General features: G+C 50.3%; 11 protein-coding genes. 6 read left to right on the top strand and 5 right to left on the bottom strand.

What is annotated here, in order from left to right:
* Positions 1-7: 7 nt before the first annotated feature.
* The gene (locus A8707_RS28100; RefSeq protein ID WP_068817531.1) at positions 8-11,227 is read right to left on the bottom strand and encodes a Calx-beta domain-containing protein; all 11,220 of its coding nucleotides are present in this window, start codon (positions 11,225-11,227) and stop codon (positions 8-10) included.
* Positions 11,228-11,632: 405 nt separating this feature from the next.
* On the opposite strand from A8707_RS28100, the gene A8707_RS12695 reads away from it, so the two are divergent.
* From A8707_RS12695 to glsA, 4 genes are all read left to right on the top strand, one after another.
* Complete coding sequence (locus A8707_RS12695) at positions 11,633-12,517, top strand: alpha/beta fold hydrolase (protein ID WP_068817529.1); 885 nt, start codon at positions 11,633-11,635, stop codon at positions 12,515-12,517.
* A 23-nt stretch (positions 12,518-12,540) separates the two neighbouring features.
* Positions 12,541-13,338: a Uma2 family endonuclease gene (locus A8707_RS12690; RefSeq protein ID WP_068817527.1), complete on the top strand. Its 798-nt coding sequence runs from the start codon at positions 12,541-12,543 to the stop codon at positions 13,336-13,338.
* Positions 13,339-13,430: 92 nt separating this feature from the next.
* On the top strand, positions 13,431-13,754 hold the full coding sequence (locus A8707_RS12685; RefSeq protein ID WP_068817525.1) for a carbon dioxide-concentrating mechanism protein CcmK: 324 nt from the start codon (positions 13,431-13,433) through the stop codon (positions 13,752-13,754).
* 61 nt (positions 13,755-13,815) lie between these two features.
* Complete coding sequence (gene glsA / locus A8707_RS12680; protein WP_068817523.1) at positions 13,816-14,739, top strand: glutaminase A; 924 nt, start codon at positions 13,816-13,818, stop codon at positions 14,737-14,739.
* Between the two features lie 20 nt (positions 14,740-14,759).
* On the opposite strand, the gene purE is transcribed toward glsA, so the two are convergent.
* The 4 genes from purE to A8707_RS12660 form a co-directional block, all read right to left on the bottom strand.
* Positions 14,760-15,275, bottom strand: coding sequence for a 5-(carboxyamino)imidazole ribonucleotide mutase (gene purE / locus A8707_RS12675; protein ID WP_068817522.1), 516 nt, complete (start codon positions 15,273-15,275; stop codon positions 14,760-14,762).
* Positions 15,272-16,825, bottom strand: coding sequence for a circadian clock protein KaiC (kaiC, locus tag A8707_RS12670; protein WP_068817520.1), 1,554 nt, complete (start codon positions 16,823-16,825; stop codon positions 15,272-15,274). The genes purE and kaiC overlap by 4 nt, the downstream gene beginning before the upstream one ends.
* Positions 16,826-16,930: 105 nt before the next feature.
* Positions 16,931-17,245 carry a circadian clock protein KaiB gene (gene kaiB, locus A8707_RS12665; protein WP_068817518.1) on the bottom strand — a complete coding sequence of 105 codons (315 nt, stop codon included), beginning with the start codon at positions 17,243-17,245 and terminating at the stop codon, positions 16,931-16,933.
* Positions 17,246-17,302: 57 nt separating this feature from the next.
* Positions 17,303-18,214 carry a circadian clock protein KaiA gene (locus A8707_RS12660; protein ID WP_156518528.1) on the bottom strand — a complete coding sequence of 304 codons (912 nt, stop codon included), beginning with the start codon at positions 18,212-18,214 and terminating at the stop codon, positions 17,303-17,305.
* Positions 18,215-18,641: 427 nt separating this feature from the next.
* On the opposite strand from A8707_RS12660, the gene A8707_RS12655 reads away from it, so the two are divergent.
* Positions 18,642-18,830 (top strand): hypothetical protein, encoded by a 189-nt coding sequence (locus A8707_RS12655; RefSeq protein ID WP_068817516.1) that lies wholly within the window; start codon positions 18,642-18,644, stop codon positions 18,828-18,830.
* Between the two features lie 150 nt (positions 18,831-18,980).
* The gene (locus A8707_RS12650; protein ID WP_068817514.1) at positions 18,981-21,245 is read left to right on the top strand and encodes an amylo-alpha-1,6-glucosidase; all 2,265 of its coding nucleotides are present in this window, start codon (positions 18,981-18,983) and stop codon (positions 21,243-21,245) included.
* The last annotated feature ends 111 nt before the right edge of the window (positions 21,246-21,356 follow it).

The following is a 21,356-nucleotide window of genomic DNA, read 5'->3' as shown; positions in this document are numbered from 1 at the left end:
GAAGCCCTCACTCGACCGAACTGCCTTTAAAGTTATCCAATCCTTCGATCGTCCAATTGGGGTCAACCAGTCGAGGTAAGTAGATTCCCTGCCCGATCGTGGTTGCGTCCTTCATAAACCAGATGGCGTTCTCTCCGGTGCGATAATTGCGCCAGAGCAAATCTAACGTTCCATCCCCGTTATAGTCTCGCAAGCCTTCGACGTGCCAACCCAGGTCAGTGACTGGAGTTAGATAGAGAGCCTTCTCAAACTTCATGCCGTTGAGTTGCCAAATAGCGTTCTCGCCCGTGCTGTAGTTGCGCCAGAAGATATCTGGTTTGCCATCGCCGTTAAAATCTCCAACCCCTTGAATTTGCCAATTTGAGTCTGGAACACTGAGCAGATTAATGCCTGACTCAACGCTAGTACCCTTCATCTTCCAGAATGCAACCTGTCCGGCTTGGCTCCGCCACAAGATGTCTACATTGCCATCTTGGTCAAAATCTTTGATTGCTTGCACCTGCCAATTACGACCTGGAGTGGGTAGAAAGATACCTTGTTTAAGGCTCATGCCATTGAGCGTCCAGATGGCGGTTTGCCCCGTGTTGTCGTTATACCAAAAGAGGTCTAAGAACCCATCGCGATCGAAGTCGGCAACGCCTTCAATCTTCCACGCAGAGTCTGTAACAGACGGTAAGAGAACACTCGCAGTGAGCTTGGCACCATTCATCTGCCAAAAACCAACGGTTCCATCTCGATAATTGCGCCAGAGAATATCTACAGCGCCATCTCGATTAAAGTCACCCGTTGCTTGAACCTGCCACCCCAAGTCGGGAACTTTAGGTAGGAAAGTCTCTCCGCTGTAAGGGTTGCTATTCAGCTTCCAGATGTCGGTTTCGCCCGATCGAGCGTTGTGCCACAGCAGATCGAGGCTACCGTCGCGGCTAAAGTCACCGATGTCAGAAATGACCCAGTTGCGATCCGATCGAGACGGCAGGGTCAGACTTGTAGCATAGGTCGTGCCGTTCAAGTACCAGAGCTTATTCTCACCTGACTGAGTGTTACGCCAGAGGATATCGAGATTGCCATCCTGGTTGAAATCACCAATCTTTTGAACTTGCCACGTGGAATCTAAGCTATTGGAGAAGAGCGAACTTTTAACATAGGTCGTGCGATTGAGTTCCCAGGTTCCAATCTCGTTAGTTGTTTTGTTTCGCCACAGTAGGTCGAGGCTTCCATCTTTATTAAAGTCACCAATGCCTTCAATCTGCCATCGTGGATCTGCAACCGTCGGGAGATAAACAGCGCTGGCAAATTTTGCTCCATTGAGCAGCCAGAATGCATTCTCACCTGTCTGGTCATTGCGCCAGAGTAAATCAACTTTACGATCGCCGTTAAAGTCGCCAATGCCTTTGATTTGCCAGCTCAGGTCAGGCACAGACAATAAGTAAGAAGTGTCTACTAGAGTAGTGCCGTTCAGATTCCAGGTAGCAATTTCTCCGGTTTGGTAGTTGCGCCACAGCAGATCAAGTTTGCCATCGCCCGTAAAGTCTGCAACGCCTTCCACCTTCCAGGATAAGTTTGGCACTTTAGGCAGATTAGGTGCCGTGACGATCGAGCCAAGATCCGTCCCGTTCATCAGCCAAAGGTCGATTTCTCCGGTCGCGGTGTCGCGCCAGAGAATGTCTAGGCTGCCGTCCCCGTTAAAGTCTCCTTTGGCTGCAATCTGCCAGCTCGCTGCTTGAGTTGGCAACTGACTACTTCCCGCAAAGGTGGTGCTGTTGAGTTGCCATAACAGCGTCTCGCCCGTCTGCTGATTGCGCCACAAGATGCCCGAATCGCTAATGATGCTTAAATCTTTGTCGTCATTGACGATCGTGGCTGTAGCACCGATCGCGGTGGTCAAGGTCGCATTCGTTGAGCTTGTCAGGTTGAGTTGAAAGGTTTCGTCTTTCTCAAAGCGAGTGTCACCCGTGACGTTAACCGTAAGATTTTGACTCGTCTCACCAGGATTGAAGGTGAGCTTTCCAGAAATAGCGGTGTAGTCGCTTCCTAGTGTGGTTGCCGTATCATCTCTAGTGCTGTAGGTGACGGTAATGGGTTCACTACTCGCTTCAGACAGGGCGACGGTGAAGACATACGGAGTAGAGCCACCGTTGCCTTCTGGCTGGCTGAGTGTGCTAGGAGTCAGGCTAACCGTGGGGCGTATATCATCATTCGCGATCGTGACCATGACGCTGCCATTGGTGGTTAAACTCGTGCTGCCGATCAGAGCATTGCTCAGGCTCACGCTAAAGGTTTCGTTATCCTCATATTTCGTGTCGCCGTTGGCAAACACCGTAAAGGTTTTGCTGGTTTCGGTGGGGGCAAAGGTCAACTTTCCAGCCGCTTGCTGATAGTCATTATCGGCGAGAGTCGCGGTGCCGTTTGCGGTGCCATAATCAACCGTAATCGCCTGACTGCTGGCATTTGAGAGTGTCGCCGTAAACACGTAGGGCGTAGTGCCGCTTCTCCCTTCGAGCTGGTTGACGGTGGCGGTGCTGAGGCTGATGGTCGGAACGGGATCATTCTCGATGATTGTGCCCGTGCCTGTGAGAATGCCCGTCGGCATCGTCGCGTTGCTGGCGTTTCTCAAATTGAGACTAAAGGTTTCATTGCCCTCATATTTCGTGTCGTCAATGGGAGACACGGCGATCGTCTTTTGAGTTTCGTTAGGGGCAAAGGTCAGAGTTCCGGTGGCGCGAATGTAATCGTTATCCGCGATCGTTGCGGTGCCGTCGCTCGTATCGTAATTAACGGTGACAGTCTGGTCAGTAGGATTCGAGAGCTTTACGACAAAGAGAGCTGGACTGGTCGCGTTTTCGATCTGACTGACATTGGCAGATTCGAGGCTAAGGATCGGCGTGAAATCATCATTGAGTAAGGTGCCAGTGCCTCGACCCACTCCAGTAATGTCTGCATTGTTGGGATTCTCTAGCTGAATAGTGAACGTTTCGTCTGGCTCAAATTTATTATCGCCCTTGGCAGAAACGGTGATCGTCTTTTTGAGTTCGCCAGGGTTAAAGGTCAGTTTGCCAGCCGTTTGAATGAAATCACTATCGGCGATCGTGGCAGACCCGTCGATCGTTTTATAGTCCACTGTCACAGCGTTACTTGTGGGATTTGAGAGCGTCACCCCAAACTCGATCGGGGTGATGTCGCCATTTGCTCCTTCTCGCACAGTCGGGCTGTCAATATTGAGCGTAGGGCGGCGATCGTCATTGGATAGAGTTGCCGTTCCTCGCCCGTCGGCACTTGAAAGATCGGCGTTGCTGCTGGGGTTTTGCAGGTCGACAAAGAAGCTTTCATCAGGTTCTAGAGTGTCGTCTCCGGTTGCCAACACCGTAATTTTTTGGCTGAGGGTGCCCGGTGCAAAAGTGAGAATGCCAGACTTAGCGGTGTAATCGTTGTCCAGCGTTGTTGCTGAATTGTCTTTTGTGGTGTAGCCGATCGTCACCGTTTCGAGCGAACTCGTCGAGAGCATCACGTTAAACTCATAGGCGGTTGTTGCCCCTGTGTTGCCCTCGTTTTGAGTTACGCCGCTATCAATGCGAATCGTGGGACGTGGTGCATTGTCATCGTTGAGCAAGGTGCCTTTTCCGACCCCGGCAGCAGCAGAAGTCGTGGCATTGGTTGCCGTGCCAAGAGTGACGTTAAAAGTTTCGTCGGGTTCAAAATCGGTATCGCCATTTGCCAAAACCGTAATCTTCTGGCTCAAGTCACCGGGGTTGAATGTGAGCGTGCCAGATGCGCTGGCATAATCGCTGTTTGCTAACGTTGCCGAGCCGTCGCTCGTAGCATAATTCACCGTAATCGTCTCAATGCTGGCGTTCGAGAGACTCGCTGTGAACACGTAAGGAGTCGTGCCGCTATTGCCTTCGTTTTGAGAAAGGTTGTCGATGCTGATGGTGGGGCGAGAGTCATCATCGACGATCGTCACCGTTCCCTGCCCCGAAACCGATGAGACATCTGCGTTTCCGGCTTGGCTCAACCTGACCGTAAAGTCTTCGTCGCCTTCAAACTTAGTGTCGGCTATGGTAGAGACGGTGATCGTTTTGTTGAGTTCGCCAGGGTTGAAGGTGAGCGTCCCGGATGCCTGGGTGTAATCGTTATCGACGATCGTTGCTTTCCCATCTGCCGAGTCATATTTGACGGTGACAGTTTGAGTGCTGGGGTTAGAAAGGCTGACGGTGAGGGTGCCGCTCGTGCCTTCGGTGATGCTGATTTTCTGATCGATGCCGATCGTTGGTTGGAGATCGTCGTTTCTAATGGTGCCAATGCCCTCAGCCACCGAAATTAGCGCACCTGCGCTAGGGTTCTGCAGTTTAACTTTGAAGGTTTCGTCTCCTTCTAGCTTGGTGTCACCATTGGCAAGAACGGCAAACGTTTGGGTTAGCGTGTTGGGCGCAAACGTGAGGGTTCCGGTTTTGGTTTGGTAGTCAAGATCCGCGATCGTCGCCGTGTCATCCTGAGTCAAGTATTCGACCGTAATCGGATCGTTGCTGGTGGCAGAGAGGCTGACAGTAAAGATCAGTTCAGTTGTGTTTTGATCGCCTTCTTTCTGACTCACACTATCAATCTTCAGGGTAGGAGCCGTATCATCATTGACGATCGTTCCTTTGCCCTGACCTTTGAGAATTCCAGCTTCTTTCGCATTGCTAAGATTCACAGAGAACTCTTCGTCTTTCTCTAAGTTGGCATCTCCATTTGTAGCAACAGCGATCGTCTTAGTGATTTCACCCGGATTAAACGTGATCGTTCCCGAAGTGCTTAAGTAGTCATTATCAGCCGTTGTTGCACTGCTGTTAGCCACTGTACCGTCTGCCGTTGCAAAATCGACAGTAACAGTTTGATCTGTAGGGTTGCTTAAACTAACCGTGAATAGGTTATTTTTAGTGGTGCTCGTATCTCCTTCAGGATTGCTTACGTCGTTGATGCTGATCAAAGGAAGAGAATCATCGTTTGTGATCGTTCCCGTTGAACTTGCGCTTGAGATTGTAGCATTTGAAGAATTTCTGAGATTCATCAAAAATGTCTCAGTGCCCTCGTATTTGTTATCCCCATTTCCTAAAGCGGTGATGGTTTTACGAGTTTCATTGGGGGCAAACGTCAGGGTTCCAGAAGCAGTTTGATAATCTTGATCCGCGATCGTCGCATCCTTATCCTGTGTGGTGTAATCGACGGTAATGGTTTGATAACTGGCATCCGACAGGGAAACGACAAAGTTGTAAGCAGTGGTGCCATTATTGCCTTCTGGTGCCTCTGTGTTTGCAATTTCCAGCGTCGGAGGAGTGGTGTCGTCAGACGTAATGATGCCCGTCGCTTGAACGGCGGCAGAAAGATTGGCGTTATTTGAACTCGTCAACTTGACGAAAAACTGCTCATCGACTTCAAACTTTTTGTCACCTTGAGAGAAAACCGTGACGGTTTGACTGGTGGTGTTTGGCGCAAATGTGAGCGTCCCCGATGCGGCAGTGTAATCGTTATCGGCGATCGTCGCGGTGTCGTCGATCGTCGCATAATTCACCGTGACTTCTTGACTACTCGATTGACTGAGATTGACGACGAACAGATAAGGAGTATTTGTCCCGCTTGTGCCTTCAAGCTGTGCGGCGGGCGTTGTAATGCTTAACGTGGGACCCGGATCATCATTCAGAATCGTTCCGGTAGCGATGTTCGTAGCAGATACGATCGTGCCATTAATGGGATTTGCTAATATCACCTGGAAGGGTTCATCAGGTTCAAATTTGGTATCTCCATTGACCAAAACTTCAAAGGTTTGAGTGAGTTGACCCGGCAAGAAAGTTAGACTTCCCGATGCATTGGCGTAGTCACTGTCTGCCACGGTTGCTTTACCGTCTGCGGTGGCGTAGTCTACCGTGACAGTTTCAGTGCTAAGGTTCGATAGACTTGCTGTAAAGATGATGGGTGCAGAACCGCTGTCCAATTCATTCTGACTCGCATTAGCGATCGTGATTGTCGGCTTTTGATCATCATTCTGAATCGTGCCTGTTGCGCTGACGGCAGCAGTTAACGCCGCATTCGTTGCTCCGTTTAACGTAACGGTGAAGGTTTCATCGGGTTCGTATTGATTATCAGCGATCGTGTCAATGTTAATCGTCTGGGTTGTTTGACCCGGAGCAAAGGTAATGCTGGCAGCCGCAGCAGGCGTGTAATCGCTATCGGCGATCGTCGCGGTGCCGTCTGCGGTGCTGTAAGTGACAACAACATCTTGGGTGCTGGGCTGAGACAGGGTGATGACAAAGGGAATCGCGGTAGAAGTCGCGGTGCCTTCTGGCAGCTTAACCGGGGTCGCATCTAGACTGACGGTAGGAACCACCACTGCTTTTGCCGTCGATAACTCTGACGTATTGCCACTCGCGTCGGTTGCTGTCGCGGTAATCAACTCTCCGAGAGCGACTCCAGCAGCCGTAAAGCTAAAGGTTCCAGTGCCGCTTGCATCAGTGGTGACATTCGTGAAGCCGAGGAAGGTTTTGCCTTGAGCCGTGCCCGTCGCATCGCTGCTAAAAAATTCGACTCGGAATTGAACACTTGGTGCGCTGTTGAGTGTTCCGCCGATCGCGGCTCCCGTTCCGATCGGTTCGGCGATCTTTAACACGGGGAAGTTTTGCAGATTGTTTGCACCTACATCTAAATCCCCTGCGTCGTTGGCAGTTGCGCCATCGTTGCCGAGGTCAATCCCCAAACCTGTATTGCCCGTGAAGGTGTTGCCCTGAATGCGGTTTCCGGTGACAGTGCCCACGATCGCGACCCCCGACCCTTTGTTTGTCGAAAGGTCGTTTTGCTGAATGGTGTTGCCGCCTTGGGTGTCGATCAAAATGCCGTCTTGAGCGAAGTTTTTGATCGCGAGTCCTTTAATGGTGCTGCTTCCGGCGGAGATTTGTAAGCCATTCGCAGTTGCCCCAGCAGCAGTGCCGTCTAAGACAATTAAAGGAGTGTCGGTGAATCCGGTTTGAGTCGTGCCGTCGATCGTGACTCCATCACTGAGAATCGGCAGAGCAGACTGTAGCGCGATCGTTTGCACTCCAGTCCCCACAATCGCAAAGCTAATTGTATTTGCGCCAGCGAATGCGTTCGCGTTAATAATGGCTTGACGGAGTGATCCTTCACCACTATCGTTCGTGTTGATGACAGCGGTATCGTTTGCCAGAATCGTCGTCGTCGCTGTGTTATCACTCGTGTTAATCGCATAGCCCGAATTGGCTGCGTCTGCGGTGATAAATAGCTTTAGAGTTTCGTCTGCTTCCGCTTGAATGTCGTCTCTTGGAGTCATCTTGAGATCGATCGTGTCTGTGCCACTCAAGAATTTCAGAACAATCTCAGTCGCAGAGAAACTGACGATCGTCGCAAATGCCGGATCGACCGACAGATCATAATCGGTCGCCGCCGCCGTGCTGGTTGGATCGATCGCGAGTTTAACGGTCAGTTCTCCTGTTTTAGTGTTGCGCTTGATTTGATAGATTGCCGGATCGCTAGAGGGCGTCGCTTCGCTGGCAGTTGCGGCGATCGTGGTCAGACTTACCAACGGCAACAACTTGCTGCCAAACACATCAAATTTGCCGTTGAAATCGCCTCCAACCAGATCACCCGCATTGCTAACAAACGCAATATAGCTGCCACTGCTACTGATCACCGGAACGTCAGAAGTTCCTTTTCCACTATCGGTTCCGGCACTGTTCTTGCTAATTAGCGTTGTATTGTTGAGCAGTAAATCTCGAACAAAAATATCTTGTGCGCCATTCGTGTCACTGGCAACAAGATTATTAGAGTAGCTGACAAACGCCAAAAATCGTCCGTCTCGGCTGAGTAAGGGGCTAAATGAACCCGTTCCACCAAACGAGCCGCCCGTCCCCGTTCCTGTGCCGCTGTCGGTGCCATTGTTGTTAACACTCACTAAGATTGTTCGGCTCTTGGTGGAGTCATTGATATCAATTTCGCGCACAAACACATCTTGAGCGCTGTTGGTATCAGTAGCGACCAGCGTATTAAAGGTGCTGGTAAATGCGACATAGACCTTACCTCCATAGCTGCTGATCACCGGACTTGATGCAAACGCTCCACTCCCAGGTGCGCCTCCAGTCACGGTGCCATAAGCTCCCGCAGAATCGACACTCACTGCTGTCGTCGTGTTCTTGACCAAATCTCGAATAAACACATCTTGAGCCGCGTTAGTATCGTTGCCAAATAGATTCGATGCACTGCTCGTAAAGGCAACATAGCGTCCATCGCCACTGATGACTGCGTTGTCTGATTCTGCGTTGGCGATCGCGCCTGCACTATCTTGACCAATCAGTGAAAGCGGAGTTGCTTTGCGATCCCAGAAAAACACTTGTTTCTGTGCAGCCGTCGGCGTTGCAATCAAGTTTGTGCCGTCACTTGTGAAGGTGATCATCTGTCCATCATCGCTAATCGACGCATTCTCAGATGTGCCATTGCTGCTGTTTGTGCTCCCATTCGCATGGCTAACTAGCGTGGTTGTTTTAGTCGATCGCTCCCACACAAACACGTCCTGTTTTGCGTTGCTATCGCCACTCACAAGATTAGTTGCCAAACTGGTGAAGGCAACATATTGACCGTTGCCGCTAATGATGGGATTCAGCGAAGCTTGATTTCCGCTCGTTGTTCCGCTATTGATTTTGCTGATCAGCGTCAGAGTGTTAGGCTGCGATCGCTCCCATAAAAAGAGGTCGGATGCTCCATTCGTGTCACCCGCCACCAAATTAGATGCGTCACTGACAAAGACAACAAACTGACCGTCTCGACTGATGACTGGGCTATAAGAATTTCCATTTCCTGACGAGCCTGCGGAGGTGCGACTGATCAGCGTCACCGTGTTGGTTTGATTGTCTCTGACAAACACGTCTTGAGCGCTATTGACATCGTTAGGCGCTAATTCAGGAGCTTTGCTTGTGTAAACCACATAGCGACCATCGGCACTCACTGAGTTGCCCGTCAGCGTCGAGTCTTCACTCCCCGTCTTGGGCGTAAGCGATGGGTCAGACCCTTGACGAGACACCAAACTAATTGAGCTAGCTAGATTTACGACGGTCGGCAACTGGGCGATAAACACATCAGCCGCGCTGTTGCCATCTCGATCGACCAGATTGCTGGCTAGACTGGTAAACGCCACAAACTTTCCATCTGCGCTGATTGCAGACGCGTAGACCGAGGGATTGGTCGGGTCATCTGCGGGAGAATCGTTATCTCCGATCGCGGTTGCACTGCGGCTGATTAACGAAGTCGTGCTGCCAGTTAAATCATGGACAAAGACATCGCGCTTGCCATTCGTGTCGCCCGTGACTAGATTGCTGGCACTGCTGGCAAAACTAATTCGCTTGCCATCTCCGCTAATCGACGGGTCAGACGAGACATCGTTGCCAAACACCCCAGCACTGTTACCGCTGACTAGAAAATTTGTGGACGCATCAACATCTCTGACAAACACGTCTTGCTTATTGTTTGCGTCAGCAGCCGCCATCAAATCTGTGGAATAGCTGGTAAACGCCACATACTTCCCATCGCCGCTAATCACTGGGTTGAGAGACCCACTCTCAGCAAAGGGATTGGCTGATTTACTACCGCTATTCGTTCCGGCGCTATTGACGCTGATCAAGCGAATCTTGTTAGCAGTCGCGCTGGCATTATCCCATAAAAAGATGTCTTTCGCGTTGTCGCTATCTAGTGCATCTAGGTTTTTCGCTGCACTTACAAATGCGATGCGGCTCCCATCATTGCTGATGACTGGATTGATTGATTCCCCGTCCGCTCCGGTTGTGCTGGGAGAAAGACTTCTGCTGATTAAGGTCATCGTGTTACCGACACGACCCCAGCGAAACACGTCTTCAGTAGAGCCATTGAGGTCGATCGTAAAGGCGACTAAGTTATTGGCATTGCTGCTGAAGGCGACAAAATTGCCATCTCGACTCATTGAGAAACTGGTCGATACTCCTTTGATGCCACTCCCGTTCTTACTGCGATTTCGGCTGACGAGCGTGACTGCATTCATACTCGCTGATCCATCCCACTGAAAGACATCAGGCTGACCATTGCTGTCAGAAAGAGAAGTCAGGTTTGCTGCATCGCTTAAAAACGAGACATACTGACCGTTGTCGCTAATAATAGGGTTATAAGAATCTCCATCTGAGATTGCGCTATTGTTGGTGCCGCTCACGAGACTCAGCGTGTCGGTGCTAGTAGCGCTGTCCCATTTCCACAAAAACACGTCTTTTTGCGAGTCTTGATCACCAAGGGCGAGATCAGTCCCATCGCTCACAAACGCCACTGACAAACCATCGCCACTGATCACCGCGCTCGACGAAGCCCCATTTGAGCTACCTGTTTTGCCGAGATTGTGGCTGACGAGTTTTAGCGTTTGAGTTTGACGATCGAGCCAAAACACATCCGATTTACCATTTTTATCGGTGGCATCCAAACTGCCCGAATTGCTCGTGAAGACGATATAGCGCCCGTCATTGCTCACTGAGCCAGTGCCCAAGCTGCCGCCCGTGCTGTCACTTCCACTGACCAAAGCGGGGTCGATCGGAGACAGCAGATCAACGGGCAACAGATGATGATAATTTGCCAAGGTAGATGCCTGAAAAGCAAGACCCGCCGCAATCTCGCCCGTATGAACCTCTAATGTCCAGTTGCCTCCTGCCGCGCGATCGCCCGTCCAATCATTGGAGGCTGCAATATCTGCCCCGGTCATCTGCCCCAGACGCTGCACAAAATCAAGACCTTGTGCCCCTTGAGCGACATTGCAGCCATAGAGCAAAATATCGGCATCTGGAGTCAGCGCCTGTGACCAAGATCCTAGTTGCGTCGCATAGCGATCGAGGTTCTGCCCATCTAACTCAGTGCTGCCTAACTGCAAACCGCCTGCCTCTCCATGCGAGACGATATGGAGGCTAGAGATTCCGGTGCGCCCTACAAGAGTTTGGGTAATTTGGGTGACTGCATCTGCGATCGGGTCGAGCACATGAACCTCAGTTCCCGCCTTTACCCCAGCCACCAGGCTTTGATAATCGGTGACGTTAGCCTCTATAAATAATAGAGACGTGGCTGCACGAGTCCGCAGTGCGAGAGTGGAAATCGGGGCTGCGAGAGAATTGCTAACCGCAGCCGCAGCAGGCGCAGCATCGGGGGACAGCGAGTTCCGGTTCCAAGCAGATGACCCAGTAAATTCCATAATGTTGAACTTCTCGCAAGGTGACTAGGGGCTAGAGATGACTGAATAGCCGCAGCTATCTTTCCCCGAATGTCAGTAGAACACACATTCTTGAGAACAAACACGCAGTTCTTTCGCCCTCGAACGTAAAGTCTTTACACTTCTGTGACCGGAAGTTGTTGGCGATTAAGGAGGCGATCGCTCTAGATGCCAGGGCAAACGCATCATGTCAACAAGCAGCCATTTTGCTTACCTTATTGAGAAGATCCGCAATAGTTGGAGCTTATTGAGAATGACTTTGGCTAAAGATAGCGCCGTTTATTACCCAGAACGCTACTACTATTCTCTAAGCAATTTAGATGCGTTTGCCCTGTCTAGATGCGTGTTGTGTGCCGTTCGAGTCTCGAATCAGAATACACTGAAGAGATGTTTGCGAATTTTTTACCTGCTGACGTTGCCCGTCTGAGCGAAGCAACCTCGATCGCGATTGCTCATCAGATCACTCGTCATGCGATCGCGACTCCTTTGATCGAAGACTCGATCGAGACGGCTTACATTCACCAAGGTGCAGGCGGAACTCCGATTTTGCTATTACACGGGTTTGATAGCTCTGTGTTTGAGTTTCGACGACTCCTGCCAATCCTGGCTGATCAGCAAGACACCTGGGCAGTTGATTTACTGGGATTTGGGTTTACCGATCGCCCGATCTCAGCCCCGTTTAATCCGATGGCTATCAAAACTCATTTGCACTCGTTCTGGAAGACTCTGATTGACCAGCCCGTGATTTTGGTGGGGGCATCAATGGGCGGAGCGGCGGCGATCGATTTTGCGCTCACCTATCCCGAAGCGGTCGCAAAGCTCGTTCTCATCGACAGTGCCGGATTTGCCGCAGGTCCGGCTGTCTCTAAGTTTTTGGTGCCGCCTCTCGGTTATTTAGCCACCGAATTTTTGCGCCAGCCCAAAGTTCGTCGCCAAGTGAGTTTAAAAGCGTATGCCGATCGTCGCTTGGTGACTGCCGATGCCGAGCTTTGTGCCGCGCTGCATTTGCAGATGTCTGGATGGAGTCGATCGATCATTGCGTTCACCAAAAGCGGCGGCTATAACTTTCTCAATGGTAGGATTTCGCAGATTTCGCAGCCCACGCTAATTCTCTGGGGTGACTCAGATCAAATTCTAGGCACCCAAGACGCAGAGCGATTTCGAGACGCAATTCCAACGAGCCAACTGCATTGGATTCAGCACTGCGGACATGTGCCCCATCTTGAACAACCAATGATCACGGCTGAGACCATCCGATTCGGACGACAATAAAGCATCGGGTTTGGTTACTGCCCATGACTCAACAGCTTGTCAACGATGAAGAAATCGTCACTGAGCTTGACATCAGCCATCTGACGATCGAGGACGATACGCCCGTGGACAACCTTCAATCTGAAAAGCAGCAACGACTGTTAGTAGAACCGCTCTACAGTTCCAAAGCATTATCTCCACCGTTCCTCGCGGCTGCTAATGTAGGACTTTTCTACAAACTCAAGGGCGATCCGGTCGTGCCCGATATGATGCTGAGTCTAGGAGTGCAGTGCGCGGACGACTTTTCCAAAAAACAAAACCGCTCGTATTTTGTCTGGGAGTTTGGCAAGCCGCCAGAAGTCTGCGTTGAGATTGTCTCCAATCAAGAAGGCGACGAACTCACCCTGAGCCGAAAGTCGCAGCAAAAGGGAAAGACGACGATCAAGAAAGATTTGTACGCTCAAATCCGCATTCCCTACTACGTTGTGTTTGACCCACTGCAACAGATTCAGGGTCAAAACGAGATGAACGGGGCGCTGTTACGGGTCTGGTCGAATGTATCAGGTCGCTATACAGAGTTGACCCCCCATCAGGGAATGAGCGAAGTTGGGCAGTCGATTTGTTTAGAGGAGGTGGGATTAGGACTCACGCTTTGGTCGGGGCAGTTTGAAGAAGAAGTCACTCGGCTGTGGTTGCGGTGGTGCGATCGCGATGGGCAAATTATTCTCACTGGAGCCGAACGAGCAGACGCAGAACGGCAACGGGCAGACGCAGAACGGCAACGGGCAGATCATCTAGCTGAATGCCTACGAGCCATGGGGGTGAATCCAGACGAAATTTGATTGACGCGAAAGATCTGGCTGATTGCAAAAAAGCCATAGAACCTGCGTAGAATGAGTGATGGTATCGTCGCGAGATCGAAAGGGAAATTAGTATGGGTAACGCCGTTGGAATGGTGGAAGTGCGGGGTTTACCTCCAGCACTGGCGGTTGCGGATGTGATGGTAAAAGCTGCCCGTGTCACCTTGGTCAATATGGAGAAAGTCAGCGGTGCCTACGTGACGATTATTGTTCGAGGAAATGTGTCCGAAGTCAAGATGGCAGTCGAGGCGGGCATCGAAGCCGCTAAAAAAATTCACTCCAACAAAGAAGGCGATAAGCTTTTCCTGTCTTCTCACTACATCCCGCGCCCCAGCGATAATTTGATGGTAATACTGCCGATCGAATACACCGAAGAAACCGACGAATTTAGAGTCTAGACTGTGAATCTCATGTCTAATTCTCCCTGACGCGAGAAGCTAGAGATTGAAGGCATTGACATTGAACAATTCTTTGGTAGGACTGAATGCCTTAACTCAGGATCAATTAGATGCCTGGGTCGCGATTGCAAAAACAAGAGCGCAACTAGGACGGCTGCCTGACTATATTCCGCTTCTTGCTCAAACAAGACCCAATACGGTTGCGGTTCAGATTCAAACTACGATCGGAAACACGATTTCGGCAGGTGAAGTCAAACAACCGTTTGCCTTAATGAGCGTGATTAAGCCATTTTTGCTGCTGTTTGCATTAGAGCGACTTGGCGCGGATGAAGTTTTCAAGCAAGTGGGGATGCAGCCCTCTGATCAGCCGTTTCACTCGCTCACGCAACTGAGTGCCGATCGCGGGCATCCCCGCAACCCGATGATTAACAGTGGAGCGATCGCCCTAGCGTCTCTGCTGCCTGGAAAAGAGGGCGCGGCTCGATGTGAAGGGTTGTGTGAATGGCTCAACCGCCTCGCAGATGCCCATCTGACGCTAGATCAAGCCATGCTGACCTCGGTGCGATCGATGGCGAATGAATCGAACCGAGCGATTGCAAATATGCTCTCACAAGCTGGGCATTTAACGTCCGTCGAGACAGCGCTAGATACTTATAATCACATCTGCTGTCTATCAGGAACGGTCGAAGATTTGGCACGATTAGGCTTACTCCTCGCGTCGCCCTATAAGATTGCTCGACAGCATCAGCAAATCGTCAATGCCCTAATGCTGACTTGTGGACTCTATGAAGCATCGGGTGCATTTGCCGTTCGGGTCGGATTGCCTACCAAGTCAGGCGTGAGTGGAGCATTGTTATCAATCGTTCCTAAACAGGGCGCGATCGCGGGGTACAGTCCGGCGATCGACCCCACCGGAAACTCGGTTGCCGGACTTTTTCTTCTAGAAAAGCTAGCTGCCCAACTCACCCTCAGCGTTTTCGGGTGAAGCAAAAAGGTGGATTGGTATCAAGATTCCAGATATTTTTTGTAGCCTACCTCGTCTAGCTTGGCTTGTTTTTCCATCACTGAATCAGCGAGACTTTGACGATAGCGCTGAACCTGTGCTAGCAGATCGGGATCGTGACTTGCAAGTATCTGCACCGCTAACAAACCCGCATTTTTAGCATTGCCAATCGCCACCGTCGCCACTGGAATTCCGGCAGGCATTTGCACGATCGAATACAAAGAATCTACGCCTTGGAGGTGCCGACTCGACACGGGCACACCAATCACAGGCAGAGGCGTTAAGGCAGCGACCATTCCGGGCAGATGGGCGGCGCCGCCTGCGCCTGCGATGATTACTTTGAGTCCGCGGAGATGGGCTTGCTTGGCATAGTCCACCATGCGATCGGGGGTGCGATGAGCTGAGACAATGCTCACTTCATGAGGTACATTAAATTCTTCACAGGCTGCGATCGCGCCTTGCATGGTGAGCAAGTCTGAGTCACTGCCCATAATAATCCCGATTAGCGGTTGAGTCATGAGTCTCCGTCTTTGACGCTGTTAATAATCCGAGACAAATCCGTCTTTTCATCGACCGCAATTCGAGTCGGTGAACCGCTGATGATGCCCTCAAAGTTGCGGAACGAGCCTTTGATGTCTGGACCTTGAGCGCTGATGGTGTATTCACGGATGCCTTTGTCGTGCCAGGAGCCGCGCATCTTAAAAACGTTGAGCGCACGAGACATCTCACCGCGAATCTCCACATATTGCAGCATGATGATCGTGTCGGTGATCGTCGAAATGTGGGAGTCAGTGATCGAGTGAGAACCCATAAACTGATCGGTAGTGTTGGTGAAGAATCCGGTAATCTCTTCTTGCTTAGCGAAGCCTGCCAAACCGATCACAAACTGACGAAAGGCGTTATTACTGACTCCACGGGCAAGGGCAGAGAGTGAATCGATCGCGATCCGCGAGGGCTTAAATTCGGCAATCTCTGACTTAATAATCTGCAAGTGATCTTCTAACCCTGCCGACTCAGGATAGGCACAAATGATTTTGAGCAAGCCTTTTTGCTCTAAATCTTCAAAGTCGATGCCCCACGAATAGGCGTTGCGAGACAGTTGAGCGCGAGACTCTTCGTAAGCAAACAAGATGGCTCGATCGCCCCTCTGACACGCTTCCTGCAAGAACTTGCTGACCAGCAGCGTTTTCCCGGTGCCAGTCGCCCCAGTGGTTAAAATAATCGAGTCTTTAAAAAAGCCGCCGCCACACATCGTATCGAGCATCGTCACCCCCGACGAGACGCGGATGTTGGACGATCGCTGAGTCAGGCGCATCGCTCCGAGTGGGAAAATATTGATCCCTTGATTGGTGATTGTGAAGGGATATTCACCCTTCATGTGGGTGGTGCCGCGCAGTTTGAGCACTTCAACCGTCCGTCTGCGCCGCTCACCCTCTAAAACATTTCGCACAATGACTACGTTGTCGGAGACAAACTCTTCGACCCCAAATCGAGCCACCTGACCATATTCATCAATTCGTTCAGTGGTCATAATCGTGGTCACGCCCACCTGCTTGAGTCGTGCCACCAATCGAAAAATCTCTCGACGCACCACACCCGCCGCATCATATTGTTGAAACACCGCTGTCACCGAGTCGATCGACACCCGCCGCGCTTTATATTTGCGAATGGCGTACTGAATTCGCTCGATTAGAGCCGATAAATCAAAGTTTCCCACCACATCCTGCCCTTCGGGATCGGGGGACGCATCAAGAATAAACAGCTTCCCTTCGTCGATAAATTTCTGGAGATCCCACCCAAAGCTCAACGCATTTGTGATGATATCTGCCGGGGATTCTTCAAAGGTGACAAAAATTCCTGGCTCGTCAAATTGGGTAATCCCGTTGTAGAGAAACTGAGCCGAAAAGAGGGTTTTCCCGGTGCCAGATGTGCCGCTAATTAGGGTGGTGCGACCGATAGGCAAGCCTCCATGACTAATGTCATCAAAGCCCTCAATCAGGGTACGAATTTTTTGAATGCCTGACGTTTCTACTTGATTGTGCGATTCGCTTTGATTCGTTTGATTCATAAGAGGTGTGGTTCAAACCAGAGCCGCAAGCGTCTAAAACTAAAGGCGACTGCATTAAATTTGTTTACTAAAGATTGTCTATCGAGAGTTTTCTAGCCAGCTTTTCTAGCCATCGGCTTCCTCTTCCCGAAGATCTTCGTAGAGGAGATCGAGTCCGATTAAGACTTTTTCTCTATCTGAAAGGTCGCCAATAATTTTACGAACAGGGGGCGGCAAAATCTTGGCTAACGTCGGCGTTGCTAAAATCTTATCTTCCTCGGCTAACTGCGGATTCTTGAGTACGTCAATCACTTTCAGCGCATAAACTCCTTGAAATTCTTTCTCTAAAATATTGTTTAACGTTTTGAGCGCTCGAACCGAGTTAGGCGTGTTTCCAGCGACATAGAGCTTGAGAACGTAGATTTTCTTTAGTGGACTCATGGTTTCTAGGAAGCTTTAAAAGCCAGCCGCGGATCAATAAAACTTCATTTGCAAATTTTAAGACTGTCTGGGAATCGATCGCCGATACATTTCACATACATGCGCGATCGTATCAATCAAAGTCAATCGATAATCGAGCAAAATATCTTCGCTGCGCCCCTCTAATTTTAGCTGTTTGGCAAAGTCATCCATTAGTTCCATGTGAATTTCAACAATCTGAGCGACGGGGATATCAGCAAAGAAAATCGTATTTACAAAGTCATCAATTCTTTGATTTAGCCGACTGTCATTCATGAAGTAATTCAAAACGATCGCCCGATAATCGAGCCGCAACTGACTTAAAAACTGTTCTCGTTCAGCCAGCGGTAGACATCGCAAAAACGTCTTAGGGTTGCGCTTGTCATAAATTCCTAGATAGCCCGATCGTTTTAGCTTCTCAGTCAACCGCCGCTGATGCAACAGCAAAAAGTTTTGAGGGCTGAGATCGGTGGTGAGATCTGGTTTAGACGAGGGGTCAGACAGACGACACGATGGCGAGAGGTTGAGAAATTCGTCGATCGCCTGATCAATAAATTCGGCAGTCTCCTCTACTTTATTGAGAGCCAGCCTAATTTCTGCTGAATGATAGAAAAAGATTAACTGCGCCTCTAACGCCGCAATCCCCGAATAGACTTCTGACGTTGCCTCTAAGATAATGGTTGGCAACAGGGTTGAGTGGTTGTGCAGCCAAGCAATCAGGCGCGGCAGTTTAGAGCCGTTCTGCAAAATCAAACAGTCTAGATGCTGCCGCTGTTGCTCAATCAATGAGAAGAACGCTTGATCAGACTGGGGTAGGGTGACGGTGTAGCGTTCTTCTTGAAGTGCGTCACGGCTCAGAACCTGCTGAACTGACTGAGCCAACTGACTCGAATCTAGGAAGACGCAAACAAATCTCTGCGGACGGTGGACGCTAAACGGTGAGGCTGTCAAGGCTAAATAGACCCACGGAATAAGAAAAAAGTGGAATGGACTTCTGACGAAGTGAAGCACGATCGAGTTGAAAATCGGCTGCTAAAGTCTCAAAAGTCTTCGCAGCAAGATTTTTAACTCGCTGCTTAATACTTATTTAAGAATACGATGTTTGATTAACGATCGTTACACAAAAATGGGCGCAGGCTGCTCAATCTGTCACCACGATCGACTTAGAACTCAAGCTCTACACCCATTCTGAGCCGTGTCCAAGTTCGTTGCTGTTCATGGCATCCCTGCAATAATTTGGTTTTTCCCAAAGCCCGCCTAGAAAATGGAATATCTAAATTTGTTTCCCGCTTCAGTATCCGTATAAAACTGTCGAATCACCACTCTATAAACACTTGGCGCTAGTTTTTGGTTTATCTCACAGTTTGACGAGTTTTTCATGGTAGTGCAGACTGCCTCTCTCAGTGACTTTCTGATCCCCGCTCATCGTTCTGGGATGAGAGAGAATTCTGAGCCGCAAGACGTTTTCTCAGTGTTAGCCCTCCTGCACGAGATGGCGGCTTCTGTATTGCCGCACTCGCTCTCAAGCGAGGAATTGTTGACTCAGGTTTATCAAATTTTGACTTGACAACAGTATTTACGGGTGATCATTTTGACATCGGTTAACTCGTAGAGTCATGAGATCTTGATTTACGCTAAAACTCCCAAGATCTTCAGCCCAAACCAGACTAAATTTAATTCCAGAACTCTCTACGCTCCACTGGAAAAGATTGATTTCATGACTTTAGATATTATTGAACTTGATGGCAGAAAGTTTGCCCCTGCTGATCAATTGCCTCTGCCAGACTGGGCGTGCGTTTTAAATGATCGTCCGCAGCCCGTGCTGACGCTCAAAGACGACGACATGTTTCTGCTGACTGACACCTTCGGCAACATCGGTGGCTCTGCTGACGACGGGCGCAACAGCAGCATGGGGCTATTTTGCAATGACACTCGATTTTTAAGCCGTTTAGAATTGCAGATCGATGGACGATCGCCCATTCTGTTGAGCAGCACGGCTGAAAAAGGATTTGCCCTCTCCGTGCTGTGTACCAATCCCCGGTTAGACGAAAAAGTCTCAGCAGAAAATATCGGCATCAAGCGCGAACTCGTCCTAAACGGCGGCTTATTTGAAGAGATTGAAATCTCTAACTACAGCACCGAAGCCGTGAGTTTTGAACTCAGCGTTAGCTTTGATGCCGACTTCATTGATTTGTTTGAGGTCAGAGGGTTCGATCGGACTCAGCGCGGTCAGCTATTGCGGCAATTGCCCGATCATCCGATCGAGCCTTCAGCAGAGTCAGAACCCCGGTTTGCGCTACGAGTCTCTGAAGGAATGCCCGTCGAGTTGGTGCTGGCTTATTTAGGCTTAGACAACGCCCTGCTAGAATCGCGGATTCAATTTCTCCACCATCAGCCCGACTGCTTTAAAGGCTATACGGCGATCTGGCAGCTTCAGCTAGAGTCTCACGAAACCAAAATTCTCAGCTATCGCTTACAGATGTTGAGTAATGGGCGATCGGTTTCAAACGTCGATGCCCCCCGAACGCTGGGTCAGGCAAAAGCAGCAGAGGTGATGGAGGAACACACCTGGCAGCAGCAGGTGACTCAGATCCGATCGGACAAAACCACCTTCAACCGAGTTATTGAACGCGCCGAGCAAGATGTCTATCTACTGCGACAGACTTTTGGCAAAGGAAAAGCCCTCTCAGCCGGAGTTCCGTGGTTTTCAACGCTATTTGGTCGCGACTCGATTATTGCGGCTTCCCAAACTTTGCTACTCGACCCCCAAATTGCTCGTGAAACGCTCACAATCTTGGCTCATTACCAGGGCAAAGTCGAAGACGAGTGGCGCGAAGAACAGCCTGGTAAAATCCTGCACGAGATTCGCTTTGGGGAGATGGCACGCTGTCAAGAAATCCCCCACACGCCCTACTATGGCACGGTGGATGCAACCCCGCTCTGGCTGATGCTCTACGCCGAATATTTTGCCTGGACTGCTGACTATGAAACTCTCGATCTCTTATGGGACAATGCGATCGCCGCGATGGATTGGTGCGATCGCAACCTCAAAGAAACGGGGTATCTCAGCTATGCCCGCAAATCAAAACGCGGACTCGATAACCAGGGCTGGAAAGATTCGAGCAACTGCATCGTCAATCGCAAAGGGCAACTGGCACTCGGCGCGATCACCCTCTGCGAAGTGCAGGGCTATGTCTACGCTGCAAAAGTCCGGTTGAGTCAGATCGCTCGCATGAAAAAGCGCATTGACCTCGCCGATCGTTGGGAAGAAGAAGCCAGAGATCTCAAAGTCCGCTTTAACCGAGATTTTTGGATGGATGATCAAGATTTCTGTGCGCTGGCGTTAGATGGAGACGGTAAGCACGTAGACAGCATTACCTCCAATCCAGGTCACTGTCTAAATTTGGGCATCTTCACGCCAGAGAGAGCCTATAGCGTGGCAGAACGGTTGCGCGCGCCTGATATGTTTAACGGTTGGGGCATTCGCACCCTCAGCAAGTCGTCGCCCGCCTACAATCCGATGGGCTATCACATCGGCTCGGTGTGGCCTCACGACAATGCAATGGTTGCGATCGGGCTGCGTTCTCTCGGTCTCGTTGATCAAGCGTTAGAACTGTGTGAAGGCTTGCTCGACATGACGCGATACCAGGCTTATCAACGACCGCCAGAGTTATTTTGCGGCTACGATCGCACCGATGACAATGAGCCTGTTCAATATCCGGTTGCGTGTTCGCCGCAAGCGTGGGCAACAGGCAGCATTTTTCAGCTTGTTCACATGATTGTGAATCTAGTCCCCGATGCGCCGAGCAACTATCTGCGAATTATTGACCCTGCCTTGCCTGAGTCAATTAACTACTTAGGATTGCAGAATTTGCGCGTCGGTTCGACCTTGCTAGATCTGGAGTTTGAGCGATCGGGTTCCTCAACTGCCTGCCGCGTCTCCAAAAAACGCGGAAATCTGCGGGTAGTGATCGAAGCGTAAACAAGCCGATCGCTGGATTTGAAATAACAATTCAGCGTTCAGCTTTCTCGAACAAACTACTAATGACCTGCATAAAAAAAGGAGGTCGAACAGACCTCCACAGCTAATGCT

Source organism: Phormidesmis priestleyi BC1401, from assembly GCF_001650195.1.
Classification (GTDB): domain Bacteria; phylum Cyanobacteriota; class Cyanobacteriia; order Leptolyngbyales; family Leptolyngbyaceae; genus Phormidesmis_A; species Phormidesmis_A priestleyi_B.
The sequence above is the reverse complement of the archived record's forward strand: the minus strand, read 5'-3'. Positions and strand labels throughout refer to the sequence as shown.